Here is a 23,519-nt window from a genome sequence, read left to right as displayed (position 1 = left end):
GCTCCTGTCACTGAACGGTTGGCTCCCGAAGCGGGTTACGGCCCCACCGCTGGTAGGGAGTGCTATGACGCCACGGAGTGGCAAGATCGGCGGGGGCCGAGGCCGTCAGCTGCCGCGCGATGTCGTGCAGCGACTCGACGGCGGGGAGGTCCGCCCCGTCGGTGGAGACGAGATCGCACTCCTCGTCGGGGTCGTCGGCCAGGTCGAAGACCCTGTCCAGGGCGACTGCCCGGTCGGTGGTGATGACCTTGTGCCGCCCGTCGGTGACCATGACCCGGGTGCCGAGCTCCGCCGCGGCGGTCTCGCGATGCACGGCCGGCCCGCCCGTCGTTACGTCCTCCAGCAGCGGCCGGAGGCTGCGGCCCTGTCCACCGGGCAGTTGAGCGCCGGCCAGGTCGAGGAGAGTGGCGGGGACGTCGATCAGCTCCACGAGCGCGTCGGAGCTACGACCGCGTGGGTGAGGCCAGTTGTCCGGGGGCCGCATGACGAGCGGTACGCGGATGGCCGGGTCGAGCAACTGGCCCTTCCAGATGAGCCGGTGGTCGCCGAGCATCTCGCCGTGGTCACTGCAGTAGACGATCCAGGTGTCCGCGAGGAGGTCGCGCTGCTGGAGGACGTCGAGGAGCCGGCCCACCCGGTCGTCGATGAAGGACACGTTCGCGAGGTACTGGGTCCGCATCTCCTGGATCTGCCGCGGTGACGCGTCCGGGATCGCGGCGCTGATCGCGTCGGACTCCACCGGGTAGCGGTAGGACAGCGGGCCCAGCGGCATGTCCTCGGGCCGGTAGCGGTCCGCCCAGGGGGCGGGCGGGTCGAACGGGTCGTGCGGGCCGGGCGGTCCGACCCACAGGAAGAACGGTTTGTCGGTGGCGACGTCGTGGAGCCATTCCTCCGCGCGTCCCAGCACCCACCCGTCGATGTGGTCGTCCTCGTCGAGCATGGAGGGGCGGCGGGCGTACGCCTCGAGGGGCCCCGCCTCGGAGCGGGCCATCAGGTCCTGGTGGTATGCCGGGAGAAGCCCTTTGTCACGCAGGTGTTCGGAGTAGGCGCTGGCCCGGAGGTTGCCCTGGCTCATCTTCCCGGTCGTCTCGACGGCTTCGTCGAAGCCGAACCGCCTGAGCAGCTCACCGCTCACCGGGATCTCGAGGTCGTGGAACCAGGTGTAGTGCAGCTTCCCCACTGCGGCGGTGTGGTAGCCGGAGTCGCGCAGGCTGCGGACGAAACTGGGGGCTTCCGGCCACACCGAGGTGTCGTTGTCGAGGCAGCCGTGCTGGTGCGGATAGCGGCCGGTGAAGAAGCTCATCCGGCTGGGTACGCAGATCGGGCTCTGCGCGTAGGTGCGACGGAACCACGTTCCTTCAGCGCAGAGTCGGTCCAGCGTCGGGGTCTCGACCGGGAAGACACCCGCGGAGGCAAGGGCGTCCCAGCGTTGCTGGTCGGTCATGACCAGCACGATATTGGGCTGTCGCATCGGAGCCGGCGAGATCATGCGGGCCTCCGGGGGACACGGTTGAGGCGCAGCTCGTGGGCGCCGTCGGCACGGGTGTACTCGTAGTAGGCGAACCAGTCGTCACCCACCGGTACGAGGTCCAGGTAGCGCAGTGAGCCGGTGCCGTGCGGCGATACGAGAGCCGGCCCGTCGGATGTGCGCGAGGTCCAGTCCTTCAGGTTCGGCGACCAGGCCAGACCGGCCCGCTCCTCGTAGTTCTCGTGCGCCCCGGAACTCCCGTCGTACACGCCGACGTAGCCCCCGGCCGACTCGGCGACGGTGGTGAGCCTGGTCTGGTAGCGGTCCCAGCCGGATCCGACCGGCAGTACGTCCGGGTGCCAGTCGAAGGTGAGGCCGTCGCCGCTGGTGGCCAGCCCTGTCGGGAAGATGGTCGCGCCGGTGACGTAGATGTCGCCCAGGGCGTGGGCCCGCTCGCTGTCCTCGGGCGTGAAGGAGTTGGCGGCGGCGTAGCTGACGTACAGCCACAACTGGCCGTCCACGCTGACCGGCACGGGGTCCTTGACTCCTTCGGTTCCCGTGGTCGCGGCGGTGAGGACCGGTCTGGCCCTGGTGATGTCCAGGAGCTCCGGCCTGTCGGCCTCCACAACGTCGATGCGCCACCGCTTGTCGGCGGGGTCGACGTAGCTGACGTACAGCAGGTAGCCGCCGCCCGGGGCGTGTGCGAGGGCGAAGCGTTCCATGGAGGCGGTGCCGAGTTCGCCCTTCTCGACGGACCAGATGTCCTCGAAGGTGTGTCCGTCGGTGCTGCTCGCCAGCGCGCAGCGCCAGCCGCGGTCCGCACCCTGGCCCCGCGGACGGCGCTCCCGGTAGGTGAGGAGGAAGCGGCCGCTCTCCGGCTCGTGCAGCACGCTCGGGCAGCCGATCCAGTTGCCTTCGCCCGGCTGCGAGGGGGCGAGGATGGTGATGCCGTCTTCCGGATCGAAGTCGAGGACCGGGGAGGAGGGCGGCTGCGTCGTGCGGTCGTTCATGGGAAAGCCCTTCGTCAAGCCGTCAGTGGATGGAATCGGCCGTGCGCCACGCGGGCTGCGGGCCTGGGTGGTCAGGAGGACGTGACGAGCCGGTCCGCCTCACGCAGTACGAGGGCGACACCGCCCAGTGCCCCTGCCTCGTCACCGAGTTCGCCGGGCGCGACGCGCACACTCGCCGAGATGATCTTCAGCGCGTTCCGTTCGAGCGCGGTCCGCAGCGGCGACAGCAGCAGGTCGTCCGCTGCCGCCAGGTCGCCGCCTACGATCACGAGTTCGGGGTTGAGGAGATTCGCGACGCCGGCCAGGGCGCGTCCTAGCAGCAGACCGGTGTCGGAGAGCACCCGGCGGCAGGACCGCTCCCCCTCACGCGCGAGGCGGAGTGCCTCGTCGAGGGTGATCAGCTCTCCGTACTCCGGTTGCAGCGCCCGCAGGACAGCCGGAACGGCTGTGTAGACCTCCAGGCAGCCGCGGTTGCCGCAACGGCACGCGGGCCCGGTCTCGTTGATGCCGATGTGGCCGAGTTCGCCTGCCGCACCGACCGCGCCCCGGAAGATACGGCCGTCGATCATGAACCCGGCACCGACACCGTTGGCGATCTTGACGTAGATGACGTTGCGGCAGCCCTGCCCGGCTCCCCAGACCACTTCCGCCAACGACGCCAGGTGTGAGGTGTTGTCGAGCGCGACGGCGACGCCCAGCCGCCGGCTGAGTTCCTCACCGGCGAGAACGCCCTCCCAGCCCAGCGAATTACTGGATGCGGCCACCTCCCCGGTGAACTGGTTGACGGGTCCCGGCACGCCCAGCCCCGCTCCCACCACCAGATCCATGGACCTGCCGGCGGACGCGACCAGTTCACGCGCGAGATCCGCGGCTCTGTCCAGCCGCTCGGACCAGCCCAGGTGGGACGGCAGTTCCACGACTCCGCGCTGGAGCACCCGGTGGGAGGTGTCGGCCACCACGAGGCGCGCCGTGGCGAGGCTGACGTCGATGCCCAGGATCACACCGAGGTCGGGGTTGAGGGTGAGCATGCCGCCGCGGCGGCCACTCGCGGGCCCGGAGACGGTCGATTCCGAGACAAGCCCGTCGGAGAGGAGTCCGACGATGATCGTGGAGACGGTGGTACGGGACAGGCCGGTCCGCCGTGCGAGCTCCGCCCGGTGGAGCTCACCGTGCTCCCGGAGGAGTTCCAGTACCCGTTCGCGGTTCTGCTCCCGGAGCGACTGCAGGGAGCCCTGTGGCGTGTTTCTCATGATGGCTTGAAGTGTTCCGCCGCCGCCACTTTGCGTCAAGAGAGTGGACACAAAAGTCTGTGGCGAACATTTTTATGTCCAGAGACCTGCACCGGCGCCGCCGGATCCCACCGCTGACCCGTACGGGCGACCGCGACCGCCGGTGAGCGTGTCCGCGTGGCCGGCCCGCCGAGAATGGCGGGTGGACATACTCCCGACGCTACGGAGTGCCCGTGCCCGTCACCCTCGCCCTCTTCACCGCCGACCTGCGGCTGCACGACAACCCGGTGCTGCGCGGGGCCCTGGACGGGGCGGGACAACAGGGCGCGGTCGTGCCGCTGTTCGTGCTGGACGACGGCGTGCGGAAGGCCGGTTTCGACGCGCCCAACCGGCTGGCGTTCCTCGCCGACTGCCTCGGCGACCTGGACGAAGGTCTGCGCGAGCGCGGCGGCCGGCTGGTCGTGCGTACCGGAGACGTCGTCGAGGAGACCTGCCGCGCCGCCCACGAGGCCGGTGTCGACGAGGTGCACCTCGCCGCGGACGTCAGCGGCTACGCCCAGCGGCGCGAGGACCGGCTGCGGCACGCGCTGCGGGCCGAGGGGCGCCGGCTGCGCGTGCACGACGCCGTGACCGCCGTCGTGCCTCCGGGGTCCGTCACGCCGCAGGGCAAGGACCACTTCGCCGTCTTCACCCCCTACTTCCGGCAGTGGCAGGCCCAGCGGCTCCGGAACGTGCTCGGCAGCCCGCGCGGCGTCACCGTGCCGGACGGCGTCAAGTCCGCGCCTCTGCCGTCGCGTTCACGCACGCGCAGTGTCTCCCCGGAGCTTCCCGGGGGTGGGGAGCGGGAAGCCCGCCGGCGTCTGACGGCCTGGATGCGGCGTGGCGTGGACGCGTACGAGGACCGGCACGACGACCTGCCCGCCGACGCCACCTCCCGCCTCTCGCCGCACCTGCACTTCGGCACGCTGTCGGCCGTCGAGGCCGTCCGGCGCGCCCGCGCGCGCGGCGGCCGGGGCGCGGAGGCGTTCGTACGGCAGCTGGCCTGGCGGGACTTCCACCGCCAGGTCCTCGCCGCGCGCCCGCGGGCCGCGCACGCCGACTACCGCACGCACGGCGACCGGTGGCGGCGGGACGAGCGGGCCGCCGACGCGTGGCGGGAGGGCCGTACCGGCTATCCCGTCGTCGACGCCGCCATGCGGCAGTTGCGCCACGAGGGATGGATGCACAACCGTGCGCGGCTGCTGACTGCCGGCTTCCTGACCAAGACGCTCTACGTCGACTGGCGGGTCGGGGCCCGGCACTTCCTGGACTGGCTCGTCGACGGGGACGTGGCCAACAACCAGCTGAACTGGCAGTGGGCGGCGGGCACCGGCACCGACACCCGCCCCAACCGGGTCCTCAACCCGCTGACCCAGGCCCGCCGTTTCGACCCCGAAGGGGCCTTCGTACGCCGCTGGGTGCCGGAGCTGGCCGACGTGGCGGGCAGAGCCGTACACGCTCCCTGGACGCTCGCGGAAGAAGACCGGCCCCGGGACTACCCAGGCCCGATCGTCGACCTCGACGCCGCCCGCGACCGCTTCCGCCGGGCCCGCGGGGCGCGTACCGGTCCCGCCTGAACGCGCGAGGGCCGTCACGTACGAGCCGCCTCCCGTGCGGCCGCCTTGGCGATGTTGCGGGCCATGCCGCCGAAGACCAGCCCGTGGAACGGGGAGACGCCCCACCAGTACGCGTGCCCCGTGAGCCCGTGCGGATGGAACAGCGCGCGCTGGAGGTACACGGTGCGGCCGCGCCGGTCCCGTCCGGTGCGCAGTTCGAGCCACGCGAGTCCCGGCAGACGCATCTCGGCGCGCAGCCGCAGCAGCCGTCCGGGGTCGATCTCCTCCACACGCCAGAAGTCCAGCGAGTCGCCGACCCGCAGCCGGCGGGCGTCCCGCCTGCCGCGCCGCAGGCCGACGCCGCCCGCCAGCCGGTCCAGCCACCCCCGTACGGCCCAGGCCAGCGGGAAGGAGTACCAGCCGTTCTCGCCGCCGATCCCCTCGATGACCTGCCAAAGCGCCTCGGGCGGCGCGTCGACGACCTGTGCGCGCTTGTCGTCGTAGAGGCTGCCGCCCGCCCAGTCGGGGTCGGTGGGCAGCGGGTCGCTGGGGGCGCCCGGTACGGAGGCGGCTGACCAGCTGGTGGTGACCTCGGCGTACTGCACCCGCTTGAGGGCGAGTTCGAGGGCGCGGTCGAAGCCGATCGGCCCGTGGGGCGGGTCCGGCACGTAACGGGCGAGATCCCGCTCGCGGCAGACCACTTCGTGGCGCAGCGACTCCGCGAGCGGCCGGGCGATCGCTCCCGGAACCGGGGTCACGAGTCCGATCCAGAGGCTGGACAGCTTCGGGGTGAGCACCGGTACGGGGACGATGAGGCGTCGCGGCAGACCGGCCACGGCGGCGTACCGCTGCATCATGTCCTCGTACGTGATGACGTCCGGGCCACCGATGTCGAAGGTGCGGCTCACGTCCGGGGGTAGTTCCGCGCAGCCCACCAGGCAGCGCAGCACGTCCCGTACGGCGATGGGCTGGACCGGTGTCCGTACCCAGCTGGGCGTGACCATCGCCGGCAGCCGCTCGGTCAGATAGCGCAGCATCTCGAACGACGCCGAGCCGGAGCCGATGATGACCGCGGCCCGCAGTACGGCGGTGGGCACCCCCGAGTCCAGCAGGATGCGCCCGACTTCCGTCCGGGAGCGCAGATGGGGCGACAGGTCCCGTTCCGGCACATCCCTCGGGGTCAGCCCGCCCAGGTAGACGATGCGCCGCACACCCGCGGCGCGGGCCTGCTCGCCGAAGATCCGCGCCGCGCGGCGGTCGCTCTCCTCGAAGTCCGCTCCGGCGCCGAGCGCGTGCACCAGGTAGTACGCGACGTCGATGCCCCGCATGGCGTCGCGTACGGACGCCTCGTCGGTGACGTCGCCCTTGACCACCTCCGCCCGCCCGGCCCAGACGTGGCCGCGGAGGTTGCCGGGAGTGCGCGCCAGGCACCGTACGGTGTGGCCCGCGGCCAGCAGCTCCGGCACGAGCCTGCCGCCGATGTAGCCGCTGGCCCCCGCCACCAGGCAGCGCAGCCGCGGTGCCTGTTCCGCGCCCCGCTCGTTCACCGGCACCACTCCGATCTCTTCCTCCCCTGTGTTCCCAACCCGGAGATAGCCACTCATAACGGAAGCGGGTATCGAGTGGGCAGGGTGTGATTCCGAGGAGCCGGGCGGCGCCGGACACAGCGATGCCCCCGGAGTGGGTCCGGGGGCATCGGCGCAGCGTGGCGTACTACGCGGTCTGTCCGTGAAGCCGGGGTAGAGGGCCTGGCATGTCCCTCACGGAGGGTTGGATCGTCTCAGCCCTTGACGGAGGCGACCTTGTGCGCGAGCGCCGACTTCTTGTTGGCGGCGTTGTTCTTGTGCAGCACGCCCTTGCTGACCGCCTTGTCGAGCTTGCGGGCGGCCTCGCGGGCAGCGGTGTCCGCCTTCTCGGCGTCACCGGCGGCAACGGCTTCCCGGGTGCGCCGGATCGCCGTCTTCAGCTCGGACTTGACCGCCTTGTTGCGCTGACGCGCCTTCTCGTTGGTCTTGATCCGCTTCATCTGGGACTTGATGTTCGCCACGAAAGAGCCTTCACAGGGTTCGGTGATTCGTACGGTTGCCTACGGGCGTCCGCCCCTGCCGTACCCGGCGGACTGGCGACGGGCTACGGGCGGCGGACACAAGGCACAGTGGGCAAGTTTATCAGCACCCCGCCCCGGCCCCCGCTCAGGTCGCGCTCCCCGGGCCGCCGCCCGCTCATGGGACGATGGGGGGGACGTATATCTACCCGAGAGCCTCCACCGACAGACCCGACAGGACACTGCGTGCCCGCGACCCCTTCGAAAGCGCCGGAGCCGAGCCGTACCGACCCGGCGCTGATCCGTAACTTCTGCATCATCGCGCACATCGACCACGGCAAGTCGACGCTCGCCGACCGGATGCTCCAGCTGACCGGCATCGTCGAGCAGCGCCAGATGCGTGCCCAGTATCTCGACCGCATGGACATCGAGCGGGAGCGGGGCATCACGATCAAGTCCCAGGCCGTACGCATGCCCTGGTCGCCCGGCGCGAACGGGAACGTCGGAAGCGCGGACGGCACGGGCGGCACCGGCGACTCGGGGGTGGCGCACATCCTCAACATGATCGACACCCCGGGTCACGTCGACTTCACCTACGAGGTGTCCCGCTCCCTCGCCGCCTGCGAGGGCTGCATCCTCCTCGTGGACGCCGCCCAGGGCATCGAGGCGCAGACGCTCGCCAACCTCTATCTCGCGATGGAGCACGAGCTCACGATCATCCCGGTGCTCAACAAGATCGACCTGCCCGCCGCGCAGCCCGAGAAGTTCGCCGCCGAGCTGGCCCATCTGATCGGCTGCGAGCCGGAGGACGTGCTGAAGGTCTCGGCGAAGACGGGCGAGGGCGTCGGCGAGCTGCTGGACACGGTTGTCGGGCAGGTGCCGCCGCCGGTCGGCGTCGCGGACGCCCCCGCCCGCGCGATGATCTTCGACTCGGTCTACGACTCGTACCGCGGCGTCGTCACGTACGTGAAGGTGGTCGACGGCAAGCTGAGCAAGCGCGAGCGGATCAGGATGATGTCGACCGGCGCCACGCACGAGCTGCTGGAGATCGGCGCCAACTCGCCGGAGATGACGCCCTCCGAAGGGCTGGGCGTCGGCGAGGTCGGCTATCTGATCACGGGTGTGAAGGACGTGCGCCAGTCCAAGGTCGGCGACACGATCACCCAGCTCAGCAAGGGCGCCACCGAGCCGCTCGGCGGCTACAAGGAGCCCAAGCCCATGGTGTTCTCGGGGCTCTATCCGCTGGACGGCTCCGACTACCCCGAGCTGCGCGACGCCCTCGACAAGCTCCAGCTGAACGACGCCGCGCTGGTGTATGAGCCCGAGACGTCCGCCGCGCTCGGCTTCGGCTTCCGCGTGGGCTTCCTGGGGCTGCTGCACCTGGAGGTGATCCGGGAGCGGCTGGAGCGCGAGTTCGGGCTGGACCTGATCGCGACCGCGCCGAACGTCGTCTACCGCGTCGACATGGAGGACGGCACCGAGCACATCGTCACCAACCCGAGCGAGTTCCCGACGGGCAAGGTCGACAAGGTGCACGAGCCGATGGTGCGCTCCACGCTCATCGCGCCCAGCGAGTTCATCGGCGCGATCATGGAGCTGTGCCAGTCCCGCCGCGGCAGCCTCCAGGGCATGGACTACCTCTCCGAGGAACGCGTCGAGCTGCGCTACCAACTGCCGCTCGCCGAGATCGTCTTCGACTTCTTCGACTCACTCAAGTCCAAGACCCGCGGCTACGCCTCGCTCGACTACGAGCCCAACGGCGAGCAGGCGGCCGACCTCGTGAAGGTCGACATCCTGCTGCAGGGCGACCGCGTGGACGCGTTCTCCGCGATCGTGCACAAGGACAAGGCGTACGGGTACGGCGTGCGGATGGCGACCAAGCTGCGCGAGCTCATCCCGCGGCAGCAGTTCGAGGTGCCCATCCAGGCCGCCGTCGGTTCCCGGGTCATCGCCCGCGAGACGGTGCGCGCGATCCGCAAGGACGTGCTGGCCAAGTGCTACGGCGGTGACATCTCGCGTAAGCGGAAGCTGCTGGAGAAGCAGAAGGAAGGCAAGAAGCGGATGAAGGTCGTGGGCCGGGTCGAGGTGCCGCAGGAGGCCTTCATCGCTGCGCTGTCCAGCGACAGCGACGCCGCGGACGCGAAGGCGAAGAAATAAGAAGGAGCGAGCGGGAGCCGTACGGGACGCCGCGGGGGAGCCGTGGGCGAGGCAGCCGCCGGAAGCGGCCGCGCGCGGCGCCTGTACGGGGATGTGGCGATCCTGTGGTGACCGGACGACTACTCCGGGCGTCCGGTCACGCTCACGTATCGACCCTGCCGCATACCCCTTACGTAAGGGAGCCGTGGCCTCTACTCTGATCACTGCTCTGTAGTTACTCGTGAGTCACAAGCGTGATGTCACACGCACGAACCAGACGTGGGCCCCGGAGGATGTCGTGAGCGACACACAGTCCCTGATCGAAAACCGGCCGCCCTCCGTGGCGACGCTGTTCCTGGAGCGGGTGGCGGCCACGCCGGCCGCGGAGGCCTACCGGTACCCGGTGCCGGGGGCCACGGCGGACGCGCCCGACGAGTGGCACTCGTACTCGTGGGGCGAGGCCGGGGAGCGCGTGTTCGCCATCGCCGCCGGGCTGACGGCGCTGGGCGTACGGCCGGAGGAGCGGGTCGCGGTCGCCTCCGGCACCCGGGTCGACTGGATCCTGTGCGACTTCGGGGTGCTCTGCTCCGGCGCGGCCACGACCACCATCTACCCGAGCACGAACACCGAGGAGACCGCGTACATCCTCGCCGACTCCGACAGCCGCGTGCTGATCGCCGAGGACGCGGCGCAGCTGGCCAAGGCGAGGGAGAAGCGGAGCGAACTGCCGCACCTCTCCCACGTGGTGGTGATCGAGCAAGCGGACGCCGTCGCCGAGCCCGGTGACCCCGAGGGCTGGGTGCTCTCGCTGGACGAGCTGATCCGGCGTGGCACCGCCCACCTGGAGGAGCACCCCGACAGCGTCAAGGACACCGTCGAGGCGCTCCGCTCCGACCAGCTCGCGACCCTCATCTACACCTCGGGCACCACCGGCAAGCCCAAGGGCGTACGGCTGCCCCACGACTGCTGGTCGTACATGGCCAAGGCGATCGCGCAGACCGGGCTGGTGGGCCCGGAGGACGTGCAGTACCTCTGGCTGCCGCTCGCGCACGTCTTCGGCAAGGTGCTCACCTCGGGCCAGATCGAGGTCGGGCACGTCACCGCGGTCGACGGCCGGATCGACAAGATCATCGAGAATCTCCCGGTCGTACAGCCCACGTACATGGCCGCCGTGCCGCGCATCTTCGAGAAGGTCTACAACGGCGTCGCCGCCAAGGCGAAGGCGGGCGGCGCGGCGAAGTACAAGATCTTCCAGTGGGCGGCCGGGGTCGCCCGCGAGTACGGCAAGGTCACCCAGGACAACTACCGCCGTACGGGCACCGCCAGCGCCCCCGCCGGGCTCAAGGCCAAGCACGCCGTCGCCGACCGGCTCGTGTACGCCAAGCTGCGCGAGGCGTTCGGCGGCAACCTCCGCGCCTGCGTCTCCGGCTCCGCCGCGCTCGCCCCGGACATCGGCTACTTCTTCTCCGGCGCCGGCATCCACATCCTGGAGGGCTACGGGCTCACCGAGTCGTCCGCCGCCAGCTTCGTCAACCCCGGCGAGGCGTACCGCACCGGCACTGTCGGCAAGCCGCTGCCCGGCACCGAGGTGCGCATCGCGGACGACGGCGAGATCCTGCTCCGCGGCCCCGGCATCATGCAGGGCTACCACGGGCTGCCCGAGAAGACCGCCGAAGTCCTGGAGGACGACGGCTGGTTCCACACCGGCGACATCGGCGAGCTGTCCGACGACGGCTATCTGCGGATCACCGACCGCAAGAAAGACCTGATCAAGACCTCGGGCGGGAAGTACATCGCGCCGGCGGAGGTCGAGGGCCAGTTCAAGGCGGTGTGCCCGTACGTCTCCAACATCCTCGTGCACGGCGCCGACCGGAACTTCTGCACCGCGCTCATCGCCCTCGACGAGCCCTCCCTGCGGGACTGGGCGCAGGAGCAGGAGACGCTGAAGGACAAGCCGTACGAGGAGATCATCGCCTCGGACGAGGTCCGCGAGCTGATCGACGGCTATGTCGAGCAGCTCAACTCGGGGCTCCAGCGCTGGCAGACGATCAAGAAGTTCCGCATCCTGCCCCGCGACCTGGACGTGGAGCACGGCGAGCTGACGCCGAGCCTGAAGGTCAAGCGGCCGGTGGTGGAGCGGGAGTTCAAGCACCTGATCGACGAGATGTACGAGGGCACGCGGGCGGCGTGACGGCCCTGGTGTGACGTGACCGGAGGCGGGGCGGTGGGCGTACGAGCCCGCCGCCCCGCGGACCGCGTTCAGTCCACCGGTCAGTCCACCAGGTCGCGGACCACCGCGTCCGCCAGCAGCCGTCCGCGCAGGGTGAGCGCCGCGCGCCCGTCGTCGTACGCCTCCGGGCGGAGCAGCCCGTCCTCCAGCGCGCGCCGCGCGGCCCGCGCCCCGGCCGGGGCGAGCAGGCCGAGCGGGCAGCCGTCCACGAGGCGCAGCTCCAGCAGTACGCGCTCCACGCGGCGGTCCTCGGCGGACAGCAGCTCGCGGCCCGCGCCCGGTGAACGGCCCTCCGCGAGGGCCTGCGCGTACGCGGCGGGGTGCTTCACGTTCCACCAGCGCACCCCGCCGACGTGGCTGTGCGCGCCGGGGCCGGCACCCCACCAGTCGGCGCCGGTCCAGTACAGCTCGTTGTGGCGGCAGCGCGCGGGCCCGTCGGCGGCCCAGTTGGAGACCTCGTACCAGTGCAGGCCCGCCGCGCTCAGCGCCTCCTCGGCGAGCAGATAGCGGTCGGCGTGCACGTCGTCGTCCGTCATCGGCACCTCGCCGCGCCGGATACGGCGGGCCAGCGCGGTGCCCTCCTCGACGATCAGCGCGTACGCGGACACGTGGTCAGGGCCGGCGCCGAGCGCGGCGTCGAGCGAGGCCCGCCAGTCGTCGTCGGTCTCGCCGGGCGTGCCGTAGATCAGGTCGAGGTTGACGTGCGCGAACCCCGCCGCGCGCGCCTCCGCGACGCACGCCTCGGGGCGGCCCGGCGTGTGCGTGCGGTCCAGTACCCGCAGGACGTGCCGCCGGGCGCTCTGCATCCCGAACGAGACGCGGTTGAACCCGGCGGCACGCAGCTCCTCGAGGTATCCGGGGTGTACGGACTCCGGGTTCGCCTCGGTGCTCACCTCCGCGTCCGGCGCCAGCCCGAACTCGTCCCTGATCGCGGCGAGCATCCGCCCCAGGTCGGCGGCGGGCAGCAGGGTGGGCGTACCGCCGCCGACGAACACCGTCTCGACGGGCCGCGGATCGTCCCCGAGCACCTTGCGGGCGAGCCGTACCTCGTCGGCCAGCGTGCCGGCGTAGCTCTCGCGCGACGCGAGCGCCCCGCCGGGGCCGCGCAGCTCGTCGGCGGTGTAGGTGTTGAAGTCGCAGTATCCGCAGCGGGTGGCGCAGTACGGCACGTGCAGATAGAAGCCGAGCGGCCGGTCCGCGGCCCCGGCGAGGGCGTGCGCGGGCAGCGAGCCGTCGCCGGGGACGGGCTCGCCGTCGGGGAGTGCGGAGGGCATGAGTGCCATTGTCCGGCATCGTCACCCGAAGGCGTTCCTCCGCCTGCTGAGCAGTGCGGAACGACGCATACGGTCGTTACTCTGGGTGCACACTGCGAAGCGGGAGGCAGCGCGATGTCCGTCGTCGACGAGCGGGTCATACAGCTCTTCGAGCAACTCGAGGTGCCGGAGGGTACAAGGCGGAGCTGTTGCGGGGGGAAATCGTGATGATGGCGGGGCCTGACTGGGTCCAGAACAAGATCGTCCAGTCGGTCGCGGACCAGATCCCGCCCGAGCGATCGGACCGGCTGCAGACGCAGGACATCGCCATCCCCGGCGAGGCGAGCGAGCCGCAGCCCGACCTCGTGGTCTACGAGCAGGGCGCGTTCGAAGGGCTCGGCCGGTCTCGTCCCGGCCGCCGCGGTCACGCTCCTTCTCGAGGTCGTTTCGAAGACCAGCGCGCACCGCGACCACCGGGTCAAGCGCTCGATCTACGCCGCCGGCGGAGTCCCGGCCTATCTGGTCGTCGACCCTCTGGACGCGCGCTGCGTGCTGCTCACCGAGCCCGTGGGCGTGGCGAAGAGGCGGATTACCGCGTGGAGCGCACCATCAAGTTCGGTGAGCCCGTCCCGCTGGATCTGCTCGGGGTGACGCTCGAGACTGCCGGTTTCAGAACGCTGCCCTGACTCCCGCGCCGTCCGCCGGGCTTCCGGCTCACTCGTCACCCACCGTCACGAAGTCGATCAGCTCCTCCACCCGCCCCAGCAGCTGCGGCTCCAGGTCGCGGTACGAGTGGACCGCGCCCAGGATGCGCTGCCAGGCCGCGCCCGTGTTCGGCGGCCAGCCCAGGGCCTCGCAGACGCCCGTCTTCCAGTCCCGCCCGTGCGGGACGCGGGGCCAGCCCGCGATGCCCACCGAGGAGGGCTTCACCGCCTCCCACACGTCGATGTACGGGTGGCCGACCACCAGCACGTCGTCGCCCGTCACCTCGGCGGCGATGCGGGACTCCTTCGAGCCCGGCACCAGATGGTCGACCAGCACGCCGAGTCGCGCGTCCGGCGCCGGCCCGAAGTCCCGCACGATCGCCGGGAGATCGTCGATCCCCTCCAGATACTCGACGACCACGCCCTCGATCCGCAGGTCGTCCCCCCACACCCGTTCCACCAGCTCCGCGTCGTGCCGCCCCTCGACGTAGATGCGTCCGGCGCGCGCCACCCGCGCCCGCGCGCCCGGCACCGCCACCGAGCCCGAGGCCGTACGTCCCGCGCCCGCGGGCGGCGTACGCGTGCCGGGGCGCGGCCGTACGAGCGTGACGACCTCGCCGTCCAGCAGGAAGCCGCGCGGCTCCATCGGGAAGACGCGGTGCTTGCCGAAGCGGTCCTCGAGGGTGACCGTGTGGCCCTGCGCCGTCTTCTCGCAGCGCACGACCGCGCCGCAGAATCCGGTGGTGGCCTCCTCGACCACCAGGTCGGGATCGGGGAGCGCCTCGACCTCGGGGGCGGGCTTCCGCCGCTTCCAGGGCGGGGTGAAGTCGGAGTCGTACTGGCGGCTGCGCATGCGCCCCATTCTTCACAACCGCCGCCCCGCGCACCCCTCAGGTGCGTCAGGTGCGTCAGGTGCGGGTGAAGCGCCGTGCCAGCGCGTCCCGTTGCGCCCGTACGAACGCCGCGTCCACGACCGCGCCGTGCCCCGGCACGTACACCGCGTCCTCGCCGCCCAGCGCCAGCAGCCGGTCCAGCGCCGCGGGCCAGCGCGACGGGTGCGCGTCGGGGCCCGCCTGGGGTTCGCCGGACTCCTCCACGAGATCTCCGCAGAACACGGTCTCGGGTTCCCCGGAGCCCCGGCGGCCCGGTACGAGGACCGCCAGGTCGTGGGCGGAGTGGCCGGGTCCGACGTTGGCGAGCAGCACCTGCCGCCCGCCGCCCAGTGACAGCGTGACCTCGCCGGACACCAGGTGCCGCGGTCGTACGAGCACGTCCACCGCCTCCGTCGCCGCCTCCGGATCCACGCCGTGCCGGACGGCGTCCGCGTACAGCACCTCAGGCGAGTACGGCGAGGTGCGCGCCAGCCCGGTGCCGTCCGGCCCCGTGCCGTCTGGCCGCCGCGCGTCCGCGCCCACCGCCCCGTACACCTGGACCCCGGCGAACGCGGCCGTGCCCAGCACGTGGTCGAAGTGCGGGTGCGTGAGTGCGACGTGTGTCACGGGCAGCCCGAAGCGCGTACGCACGTCCCGCCGGATGCCGGCGCCCTCACGCAGCGTGGCACCGGTGTCGACGACCAGTACGCCGTGCGGCCCGGCGACCGCGCCCACCGTGGCGTCCCAGCCGGGGAGCCTGCGGCGTACGACGTCCTGCGCGAGTTCTTCCCAACCGCCTTCCATGCCAGGGACGCTATCCGCACGGAACGTACGTGTCCCGCTCGCGCCGCCGCGCGATACCGTCGGGTAGGCCGCCTTGCCCCGGCTGTGGTGGACAGCCGTACACTTGCTCAGGGGAAGCTGGCACTCACAGATCACGAGTGCCAGGACGGCAGACCGGAACCACGCTTGTACGGGAGGTGCGCGCGTGCTGAGCGAACGCAGACTCGAGGTGCTGCGCGCCATCGTCCAGGACTACGTGGGGACGGAGGAGCCGGTCGGCTCCAAGGCGCTCACCGAGCGGCACAACCTGCAGGTCTCCCCGGCCACCGTGCGCAACGACATGGCGGCCCTGGAGGACGACGGTTTCATCGCACAGCCGCACACGAGCGCGGGCCGCGTGCCCACCGACAAGGGGTACCGCCTCTTCGTCGACAAGCTCGCGGGCGTCAAGCCGCTCTCCCTGCCCGAGCGCCGCGCCATCCAGAACTTCCTGGACGGCGCGGTCGACCTGGACGACGTGGTGGGCCGTACGGTACGGCTGCTGGCGCAGCTGACCCGGCAGGTCGCCGTCGTGCAGTACCCCTCGCTCACCCGCTCGACCGTCCGCCACGTCGAGCTGCTGTCCCTCGCACCCGCCCGGCTGATGCTGGTGCTGATCACCGACACCGGCCGGGTCGAGCAGCGCATGGTGGACTGCCCGGCCCCGCTGGGCGAGACCACCGTCGCGGATCTGCGCGCACGGCTGAACAGCTGCGTCACCGGCCAGCGGTTCGCCGAGGTGCCCAGGCTCGTGCAGGACCTGCCCGAGGCGTTCGACGCGGAGGACCGGGGCACCATCTCACTGGTGCTCGCGACCCTGCTGGAGACGCTGGTCGAGGAGACCGAGGAACGGCTGATGATCGGCGGCACCGCCAATCTCACCCGCTTCGGTCACGACTTCCCGCTCACGATCCGGCCGGTGCTCGAGGCACTGGAGGAGCAGGTCGTGCTGCTGAAGCTGCTCGGCGAGGCCACGGATTCCGGCATGACGGTGCGAATCGGGCATGAGAACGCCCATGAAGGACTGAGTTCCACGTCGGTCGTATCAGTCGGCTACGGTTCGGGCGAAGAGGCGGTCGCCAAACTCGGCGTGGTGGGACCGACCCGTATGGACTACCCCGGAACGATGGGAGCGGTACGCGCAGTGGCACGTTACGTCGGACAGATTCTCGCGGAGTCGTAAGTGGCGACGGACTACTACGCGGTCCTCGGCGTGCAGCGGGACGCCTCGCAGGACGACATCAAGAAGGCGTTCCGGCGGCTGGCACGCGAGCTGCACCCGGACGTCAACCCGGACCCGAAGACACAGGACCGCTTCAAGGAGATCAACACCGCCTACGAGGTGCTGTCGGATCCGCAGAAGAAGCAGGTCTACGACCTCGGCGGCGACCCCGCCGCGGGCGCCGCGGGCGGAGGTGCGGGCGGCTTCGGCGCGGGCTTCGGGAACTTCTCCGACATCATGGACGCGTTCTTCGGCACGGCGTCGCAGCGCGGCCCCCGGTCCCGTACGCGCCGCGGCCAGGACGCCATGATCCGGCTCGACATCGAGCTGGACGAGGCCGCGTTCGGCACCACGAAGGACATCCAGGTCGACACCGCGACCGTCTGCGGCAGCTGCAGCGGCGAGGGCGCGGCCCCCGGGACCTCGGCGCAGACCTGCGACATGTGCCGCGGCCGGGGCGAGGTCTCGCAGGTCACGCGGTCGTTCCTGGGCCAGGTCATGACGTCGCGGCCGTGCCCGCAGTGCCAGGGCTTCGGCACCGTCGTGCCCACGCCCTGCCCGGAGTGCGCGGGCGACGGGCGCGTACGCTCCCGGCGGACGCTCACGGTCAAGATCCCGGCCGGTGTCGACAACGGCACCCGCATCCAGCTCGCGGGCGAGGGCGAGGTCGGCCCCGGCGGCGGTCCGGCGGGCGACCTGTACGTGGAGATCCACGAGGCGTCCCACCCGGTGTTCCAGCGCCGCGGCGACGATCTGCACTGCACGGTCACCATCCCGATGACGGCTGCGGCGCTGGGCACGAAGGTGCCGCTGGAGACGCTGGACGGGCTGGAAGAGGTGGACATCCGGCCCGGCACCCAGTCCGGCCAGTCCATCCCGCTGCACGAGCGCGGCGTCACGCATCTGCGGGGCGGCGGCCGAGGCCAGCTGATCGTGCACGTCGAGGTGCTGACGCCGACGAAGATGGACCCCGAGCAGGAGGAGCTGCTGCGGCGGCTGTCCCAGCTGCGCGGCGAGGAGCGCCCGCAGGGGCACTTCCAGCCGGGGCAGCAGGGACTGTTCTCGCGGCTGAAGGACGCGTTCAACGGGCGCTGAGGCGCACCGCGTTCGGGTCCGTCCGTCCGACGGCATTCGGTCCGTCCGGCGGTCCGTCCGGCGGTCCGTCCGGCGGGCCGTCCGGTTTGGCGCCGGGGGGCCGTGCCGAGGGGAGCTCCGCTGCGACGGGGGCTTTCCTGTGACGCGACGGTTCCTGTGACGCGGGGTTACGGCAGTTCGCGGCGGCCTGCGTCCGTGAGGGCGCGGTGGCGGCGGAACGCCCCGGTCCGCAGGGTGAGGGGCCGCTCCTCGCCCGCGCGCGCTGCGTGACAGGATGAGGTCATGTCGTCCGGGCTGACCACGCTCTCCGAGCTCACCGAGTACCCCGTCGTACAGGCCCCCATGGCGGGCGGTGCCTCCTGCCCGGCGCTGGCCGCGGCCGTGAGCGAGGCCGGCGGACTCGGCTTCCTCGCCGCCGGCTACAAGACGCCGGAGGCCATGTACGAGGAGATCAAGCAGACCCGGCGGCTGACCGACCGCCCCTTCGGCGTGAACCTGTTCATGCCCCAGCCCGACAACGCCGACCCGGCCGCCCTCGAGGTCTACCGCGAGCAGCTGGCGGGCGAGGTCGCCTGGTACGAGACGGCGCTCGGCGACCCCGACCAGGGCACCGACGACGCCTACGAGGGCAAGCTCGCCATACTGGCCGACGACCCGGTGCCGGTCGTCTCGTTCACCTTCGGCTGCCCGCAGCGCCGCGTGTTCGACAAGCTGGCCAAGGCCGGGACGTTCACCGTCGTCACCGTCACCTCCGCGATCGAGGCCCGTACCGCCGAGTGGGCCGGAGCCGACGCCGTGTGCGTACAGGGCATCGAGGCCGGCGGCCACCAGGGCACCCACCACGACGACCCGCAGGCCGACGGCACCGGCAGCGGCATCGGGCTGCTGTCGCTGCTCACGCAGGTCAAGGAGGCCGTACAACTGCCGCTGATCGCGGCAGGCGGCCTCATGCGCGGCGGCCAGATCGCGGCCGTACTGGCTGCGGGCGCGCAGGCGGCGCAGCTCGGCACCGCGTTCCTGGTGTGCCCCGAGTCCGGCGCGCACGCGCTGCACAAACAGGCCATGACGAACCCGCTGTTCACGCGTACGGAGCTGACCCGCGCCTTCTCCGGGCGGCCCGCGCGCGGGCTCGCCAACCGCTTCCTGCGCGAGCACGGCCCGTACGCCCCGGCCGCGTACCCGCAGGTGCACCACGTGACGTCCGGCCTGCGCAAGGCCGCCGCGAAGGCGGGCGACCCGCAGGGCATGGCCCTGTGGGCGGGCCAGGGCCACCGGCTCGCCCGCGACCTGTCCGCGGGGCAGCTGACGGAGGTCCTCGCGACGGAACTGTCCGTCGCGCGCGAGGGGATGAGCGCGCGAGGCGTGTCGTGACGGGTGTCGTGACCGGTGTCGTGACCGGTGTCGTGACGGCACCGGTCCTGGCTGCCGAGCGGAACTCATGGTGCCTGGGGGCGTCGTGGGCCTCATGACCGCGCCCGTCTTCGTCGCCGGGCCCGACGCGCTCACGGTCGGGCCCGTGGTGCTGGACGGGCCCGAGGGACGGCACGCGGTGTCCGTACGGCGGCTGCGCCCCGGCGAACGCATCGTCCTCACCGACGGCGAGGGCACCGGCGCGTACGCCACCGTGACCTCGGTCAGCGGCAAGGACCGGCTGGAGGCGGAGGTCGAGCACGTACGGACGGAGCCCGACCCGCGGCCACGGCTGACCGTCGTACAGGCGCTGCCGAAGGGCGACCGGGGGGAGTTGGCGGTCGAGACGATGACGGAGACCGGCGTCGACGTCATCGTCCCGTGGGCCGCCGCCCGATGCGTCACGCAGTGGCGCGGCGAGCGGGGGACGAAGTCCCTCGCGAAGTGGCGGACCACGGCGCGGGAGGCGGGCAAGCAGTCGCGGCGGCTGCGGTTCCCGCGGGTCGAGGACTTGGTGACCAGCAGGCAGTTGGCGCAGCGGCTGACGGGGGCGGCGTTCGCGGCCGTCCTGCACGGGGACGGCGGTGCGTCGCTGGCCGGTGCGGAGCTGCCGGCGGACGGCGAGATCGTGCTGGTGGTCGGGCCCGAGGGCGGGATCACGCAGGAGGAACTGGACGCGTTCGCGGACGCGGGCGCGGAGCCGTACCGGCTGGGCCCGAGCGTCCTGCGCACCTCCACGGCGGGCACGGCAGCCTCGGCCCTGCTCCTGGGCCGCTCGGGCCGCTGGTCGTGACTTGACCGTACGTCCCACTTGCGCTGGTGCCCATGCGGCCGGACCCTCGCGACGGTGGCTGGCCGCCGTGGCGGCCGACTTGTTTTTGGCGCGGCTCGCCGAGCGGTGCGCGTAGCGCAAAGCGGCGTCGAGGCGCCTGCGGCGCTCGCGCGCGAAATCTTCCCGCCGCAACGGCGGTTGGCCACGACGGTGTGGGTCCGGCGGCATGGGTGGCGGCCTCAGGTGTACGTCCCACGTGCGGTGGTTCCCTATGCGGCCTCGGGTGTGCGTCACGCTCGCGGGGAGGGGTCCGCGCGGGTGGGGCCGCCCCGGCGGGCCACCGACGTGGTGGCCGCGCCCGCGGCGCCGGGGTTGTGCGGCAGGGGCGGGCGTCGAGCCGGTAGCATCCGCTGCGTACCGAACCACGACCCACAGCGGGAGGCGCCACCGTGGCGGGAGAACCGCAGGCCGACTGCCTGTTCTGCAAGATCGTGGCGGGTGAGGTCCCGGCGACCGTCGTCCGCGACACGGAGACGACGCTCGCGTTCCGGGACATCAACCCGCAGGCGCCCACCCACGTGCTGGTGATCCCCAAGGCGCACTACGCGGACGCCGCCGCGCTGGCCGCCGCCGCGCCGCAGATCACCGCCGACGTGCTGCGCGAGGCGGGCGAGGTCGCGGCGCAGGAGAAGATCGCGGTCGCGGAGGGCGGCCCCGGCACCGGCTACCGCGTGGTCTTCAACACCGGTACGGGCGCGGGCCAGACGGTCTTCCACGCCCACGCCCACGTGCTGGGCGGCCGGGGGCTCAACTGGCCGCCCGGCTGAGCCGGGGCGGCACCCCTTGTCCGTACGCGAGTTGGTGGTTCTCGGGACCGCCAGCCAGGTCCCGACCCGGCACCGCAACCACAACGGCTACGTGCTGCTCTGGGACGGCGAGGGCATCCTGTTCGACCCCGGTGAGGGCAGCCAGCGGCAGATGCTGCGCGCCGGGGTCGCCGCGCACGATCTGACCCGTATCTGCGTCACGCACTTCCACGGCGACCACTCGCTCGGGCTCGCCGGCGTGATCCAGCGCATCAATCTGGACCGGGTGCCGCACCCGGTGACCGCCCATTTCCCGGCGAGCGGCGGGCACTTCTTCGAGCGGCTGCGGTACGCGACGGCGTACCGCGAGACGGTGTCGCTGGTCGAGCGGCCCGTACGGGAGCCGGGCGTACTGGTCGCGGGCCCGCCGTTCGCGCTGTCCGCCGTACGGCTGTCGCATCCCGTCGACACGTACGGCTACCGCCTCGTCGAGCCCGGCGGCCGCCGCATGCTCCCCGAGCGGCTGGCCGCGCACGGCATCACCGGCCCGGACGTCGGACGCCTCCAGCGGGACGGCGCGCTGCGCGGCGTCACGCTGGACGAGGTGAGCGTGCCGCGCCGCGGGCAGCGGTTCGCGTTCGTGATGGACACCCGGCTGTGCGACGGCGTGTACGAGCTGGCCGACGGCTGCGACCTGCTCGTCATCGAGTCGACCTTCCTGGACGAGGACGTCGCGCTCGCCAAGGAGTACGGGCATCTGACGGCCGGGCAGGCGGGCCGTGCCGCCGCGGAGGCGGGCGTACGGCATCTGGTGCTGACGCATTTCAGCCAGCGGTACGACGACCCCGCCGCCTTCGCCGCGCAGGCCCGCGCCGCCGGGTACGCGGGGGAGCTCACCGTCGCCCGCGACCTGGCGCGGGTGCCCGTGCCCCGGCGGCGTACGGCGCCCGGCGTGGCAGACGGGCCCGGCGAACAGCGCTGAGCGCGCGCACCGACGGCACGTACCGCAGCAGCACACACCGCACCCACACCACCGCCGCGCGGTCGTGTGGGTTTCCGCTGCCTTCCTATTGACGGGCCCGTACGGCGCCCGGTAGGAATCAAGGGCCATGCAGCGGTACGTGCGTTTCGCTACGTGGACCAATGCCCGCCCGTGGAGAAGGGTCGAGGATGCAGCCGGTTCGTCGGATTCGTTCGCTGGCCGCCGCCGTGTGCTGTCTCGTGCTGGCCGCCTGCGGCACCACGGGTACGGAGCCGGGTGACGACCTCGCCGTCGCGGATCTCTATCCGCCCGCCCACTCGATCAGCCAGGCGGGCATCCAGCCGTTCATGAAGGAGGTCGAGAAGGGCTCCGAGGGCCGCGTCGGCTTCGACTACCGGTCCTCCGAACAGCTCGTCTCGGCCGAGGACAACCACTGGGCGGTCAAGTCCGGGGCGGCGAGCCTCGGCAACATCCTGTACATGGACAGCCAGCTGCCGCTGCTCTACGTGCCGCAGCTGCCGGGCCTCTTCGAGGACCGGGACGTGGTCGGGGCGTCGAAGGCGTTCTGGGAGTACGTGCGGACGAACCGGCAGCTGCAGGCCACGTTCAAGGAGTGGAACATGCGGCCGCTGTTCTGCTTTACGACCACGAATTACCAGTTGCAGTTCTCGGACCGGTCCGTCGACTCCCTCGACAAGGTCAAGGGAAAGCAGATCCGGGCGGCCGGCAGCATTCTTCCGCATTCCATCGAGGCGACCGGTGCCGTGTCCACGGACCTCAACGCCTCGGAGGCGTACGACGCGTTCAACCGCGGTGTGGTCGACGGACTGAGCCTGTCGGTCACGAGCATGCGCGACTACTCCTTCTACGAACTCATCAAGTCCGCGGTCATCGGCGTCGATCTGGGCGGTTTCCCGGTCTGCTACGGGATGAACCTCGACCACTGGAAATCCCTCGGACCCGAGGACCGGAAGGTCCTGGAGAAGGCCGGCGACCGCGCCGTGGAAACGTCGGCGCGGCGGCTGCACGGGCAGGTCGAGTCGGAAATCAAGCAGTGGCGGCGCGACGGCATCGACGTCCATACAGCGGGACGCGATCCGGAACTGGAGAAGAACCTCGCCGCCGTCGAGGGCGACTGGGTGGACCAGCTGGTCGGCGACGGGATGGAACGCAAGACCGTCGAGGGCGCCGTCGCCCAGTGGAAGCGGCTGCTGGCGAAACACACCGGAAAGTGAACCCGTCGACCGGGCAGCAGATTTCGGGAGAGACACATGGCTGCACACATGGACTCGCAGAATGCCCGGCGTACGGGGAGACGGTCCGCGATCGACCGCGTCCACGACGTCTCGGCGCATCTCGCCGGCGCCGTCCTCATCCTCATCACGCTCATCGTGCTGGCGGGCGTCGCGTCACGCGCGGTGTTCGGGCAGCCGGTGCCCGCGAGCAACGAACTCATCGGCAGCTGCCTGATGGTGGCGCTCGTCTATCTCTCCCTTTCCGCGGCGACGCACATCCGGATCACCGTCGTCACCAGACGTCTGCCACCCGCGTGGACGGTCTGGACGGAACGGGCCGTCCTCGTGTTCTCCGCGGCGGGGCTCGCGTTCGCGGCGTGGGCGGCGCTGAGCATGGCCGTCACCTCGTTCCGTACGGGGGAATCCACGGTGGGGCTCTACACCTTCGACATCGCGCCGTTCCGTCTCCTCATCTTCGCCGGGGTCGTGCTGCTCCTGCTGCGCCTCGTGCGCGAGGGCCGGTCCTGGCTCGCGGAGGAGACGCAGGAAACGCACGAGGCGCACGAGCCAGCACAAGAGCCGCAGCCAGCACAGGGGCCACAGACCGCAGCCGACTCCGCGAAGGACGACTGAC

The 23,519-nt window shown here is 71.5% G+C and carries 19 protein-coding genes and 1 pseudogene; 12 read left to right on the top strand and 8 right to left on the bottom strand.

Annotated elements, in window-relative coordinates:
* Positions 1-7: 7 nt before the first annotated feature.
* The 3 genes from DVA86_RS14405 to DVA86_RS14395 form a co-directional block, all read right to left on the bottom strand.
* The gene (locus tag DVA86_RS14405; protein ID WP_281279291.1) at positions 8-1,471 is read right to left on the bottom strand and encodes a sulfatase family protein; all 1,464 of its coding nucleotides are present in this window, start codon (positions 1,469-1,471) and stop codon (positions 8-10) included.
* 14 nt (positions 1,472-1,485) lie between these two features.
* The gene (locus tag DVA86_RS14400) at positions 1,486-2,478 is read right to left on the bottom strand and encodes a hypothetical protein (protein ID WP_208878696.1); all 993 of its coding nucleotides are present in this window, start codon (positions 2,476-2,478) and stop codon (positions 1,486-1,488) included.
* 71 nt (positions 2,479-2,549) lie between these two features.
* The gene (locus DVA86_RS14395; RefSeq protein ID WP_208878695.1) at positions 2,550-3,728 is read right to left on the bottom strand and encodes an ROK family transcriptional regulator; all 1,179 of its coding nucleotides are present in this window, start codon (positions 3,726-3,728) and stop codon (positions 2,550-2,552) included.
* A 212-nt stretch (positions 3,729-3,940) separates the two neighbouring features.
* On the opposite strand from DVA86_RS14395, the gene DVA86_RS14390 reads away from it, so the two are divergent.
* Positions 3,941-5,323: a cryptochrome/photolyase family protein gene (locus DVA86_RS14390; RefSeq protein WP_208878694.1), complete on the top strand. Its 1,383-nt coding sequence runs from the start codon at positions 3,941-3,943 to the stop codon at positions 5,321-5,323.
* 14 nt (positions 5,324-5,337) lie between these two features.
* Here the strand turns inward: DVA86_RS14390 and DVA86_RS14385 are convergent, their stop codons facing one another.
* Positions 5,338-6,906 carry an SDR family oxidoreductase gene (locus tag DVA86_RS14385; RefSeq protein WP_208878693.1) on the bottom strand — a complete coding sequence of 523 codons (1,569 nt, stop codon included), beginning with the start codon at positions 6,904-6,906 and terminating at the stop codon, positions 5,338-5,340.
* 176 nt (positions 6,907-7,082) lie between these two features.
* Positions 7,083-7,349 carry a 30S ribosomal protein S20 gene (gene rpsT / locus DVA86_RS14380; protein ID WP_208878691.1) on the bottom strand — a complete coding sequence of 89 codons (267 nt, stop codon included), beginning with the start codon at positions 7,347-7,349 and terminating at the stop codon, positions 7,083-7,085.
* Between the two features lie 243 nt (positions 7,350-7,592).
* Between rpsT and lepA the strand changes: the two genes are divergently transcribed.
* A complete protein-coding gene (gene lepA, locus DVA86_RS14375; RefSeq protein WP_208878689.1) occupies positions 7,593-9,503 on the top strand; it encodes a translation elongation factor 4 in 1,911 nt (636 codons plus the stop codon).
* Positions 9,504-9,780: 277 nt separating this feature from the next.
* Positions 9,781-11,673 carry an AMP-dependent synthetase/ligase gene (locus DVA86_RS14370; protein WP_208878688.1) on the top strand — a complete coding sequence of 631 codons (1,893 nt, stop codon included), beginning with the start codon at positions 9,781-9,783 and terminating at the stop codon, positions 11,671-11,673.
* Positions 11,674-11,753: 80 nt separating this feature from the next.
* Here the strand turns inward: DVA86_RS14370 and hemW are convergent, their stop codons facing one another.
* Positions 11,754-12,986: a radical SAM family heme chaperone HemW gene (gene hemW / locus DVA86_RS14365; protein ID WP_208878687.1), complete on the bottom strand. Its 1,233-nt coding sequence runs from the start codon at positions 12,984-12,986 to the stop codon at positions 11,754-11,756.
* Between the two features lie 114 nt (positions 12,987-13,100).
* Here hemW and DVA86_RS14360 point away from each other — a divergent pair.
* Positions 13,101-13,651: pseudogene (locus tag DVA86_RS14360) on the top strand (Uma2 family endonuclease).
* A 28-nt stretch (positions 13,652-13,679) separates the two neighbouring features.
* On the opposite strand, the gene DVA86_RS14355 reads toward DVA86_RS14360, so the two are convergent.
* Positions 13,680-14,522: a DUF3097 domain-containing protein gene (locus DVA86_RS14355; protein ID WP_208878685.1), complete on the bottom strand. Its 843-nt coding sequence runs from the start codon at positions 14,520-14,522 to the stop codon at positions 13,680-13,682.
* A 55-nt stretch (positions 14,523-14,577) separates the two neighbouring features.
* Positions 14,578-15,345, bottom strand: coding sequence for an MBL fold metallo-hydrolase (locus DVA86_RS14350; protein ID WP_208878683.1), 768 nt, complete (start codon positions 15,343-15,345; stop codon positions 14,578-14,580).
* A gap of 184 nt (positions 15,346-15,529) precedes the next feature.
* On the opposite strand from DVA86_RS14350, the gene hrcA reads away from it, so the two are divergent.
* The 8 genes from hrcA to DVA86_RS14310 all read left to right on the top strand — a co-directional run bounded on the left by hrcA (position 15,530) and on the right by DVA86_RS14310 (position 23,518).
* Positions 15,530-16,546: a heat-inducible transcriptional repressor HrcA gene (hrcA, locus tag DVA86_RS14345; RefSeq protein ID WP_208878681.1), complete on the top strand. Its 1,017-nt coding sequence runs from the start codon at positions 15,530-15,532 to the stop codon at positions 16,544-16,546.
* Positions 16,547-17,680, top strand: coding sequence for a molecular chaperone DnaJ (gene dnaJ, locus DVA86_RS14340; protein WP_208878679.1), 1,134 nt, complete (start codon positions 16,547-16,549; stop codon positions 17,678-17,680).
* A gap of 282 nt (positions 17,681-17,962) precedes the next feature.
* A complete protein-coding gene (locus DVA86_RS14335; RefSeq protein WP_208878677.1) occupies positions 17,963-19,051 on the top strand; it encodes a nitronate monooxygenase in 1,089 nt (362 codons plus the stop codon).
* A gap of 94 nt (positions 19,052-19,145) precedes the next feature.
* Positions 19,146-19,883: a 16S rRNA (uracil(1498)-N(3))-methyltransferase gene (locus DVA86_RS14330; protein WP_208878675.1), complete on the top strand. Its 738-nt coding sequence runs from the start codon at positions 19,146-19,148 to the stop codon at positions 19,881-19,883.
* Positions 19,884-20,311: 428 nt separating this feature from the next.
* Positions 20,312-20,689: a histidine triad nucleotide-binding protein gene (locus tag DVA86_RS14325; protein ID WP_208878674.1), complete on the top strand. Its 378-nt coding sequence runs from the start codon at positions 20,312-20,314 to the stop codon at positions 20,687-20,689.
* 16 nt (positions 20,690-20,705) lie between these two features.
* A complete protein-coding gene (locus DVA86_RS14320) occupies positions 20,706-21,650 on the top strand; it encodes a ribonuclease Z (protein ID WP_208878672.1) in 945 nt (314 codons plus the stop codon).
* 188 nt (positions 21,651-21,838) lie between these two features.
* Positions 21,839-22,885: a type 2 periplasmic-binding domain-containing protein gene (locus DVA86_RS14315; protein ID WP_208878670.1), complete on the top strand. Its 1,047-nt coding sequence runs from the start codon at positions 21,839-21,841 to the stop codon at positions 22,883-22,885.
* A gap of 36 nt (positions 22,886-22,921) precedes the next feature.
* The gene (locus tag DVA86_RS14310; RefSeq protein WP_208878669.1) at positions 22,922-23,518 is read left to right on the top strand and encodes a TRAP transporter small permease; all 597 of its coding nucleotides are present in this window, start codon (positions 22,922-22,924) and stop codon (positions 23,516-23,518) included.
* The last annotated feature ends 1 nt before the right edge of the window (position 23,519 follow it).

The organism is Streptomyces armeniacus, assembly GCF_003355155.1.
Classification (GTDB): domain Bacteria; phylum Actinomycetota; class Actinomycetes; order Streptomycetales; family Streptomycetaceae; genus Streptomyces; species Streptomyces armeniacus.
This window is presented reverse-complemented; position numbering and strand designations above follow the sequence as displayed.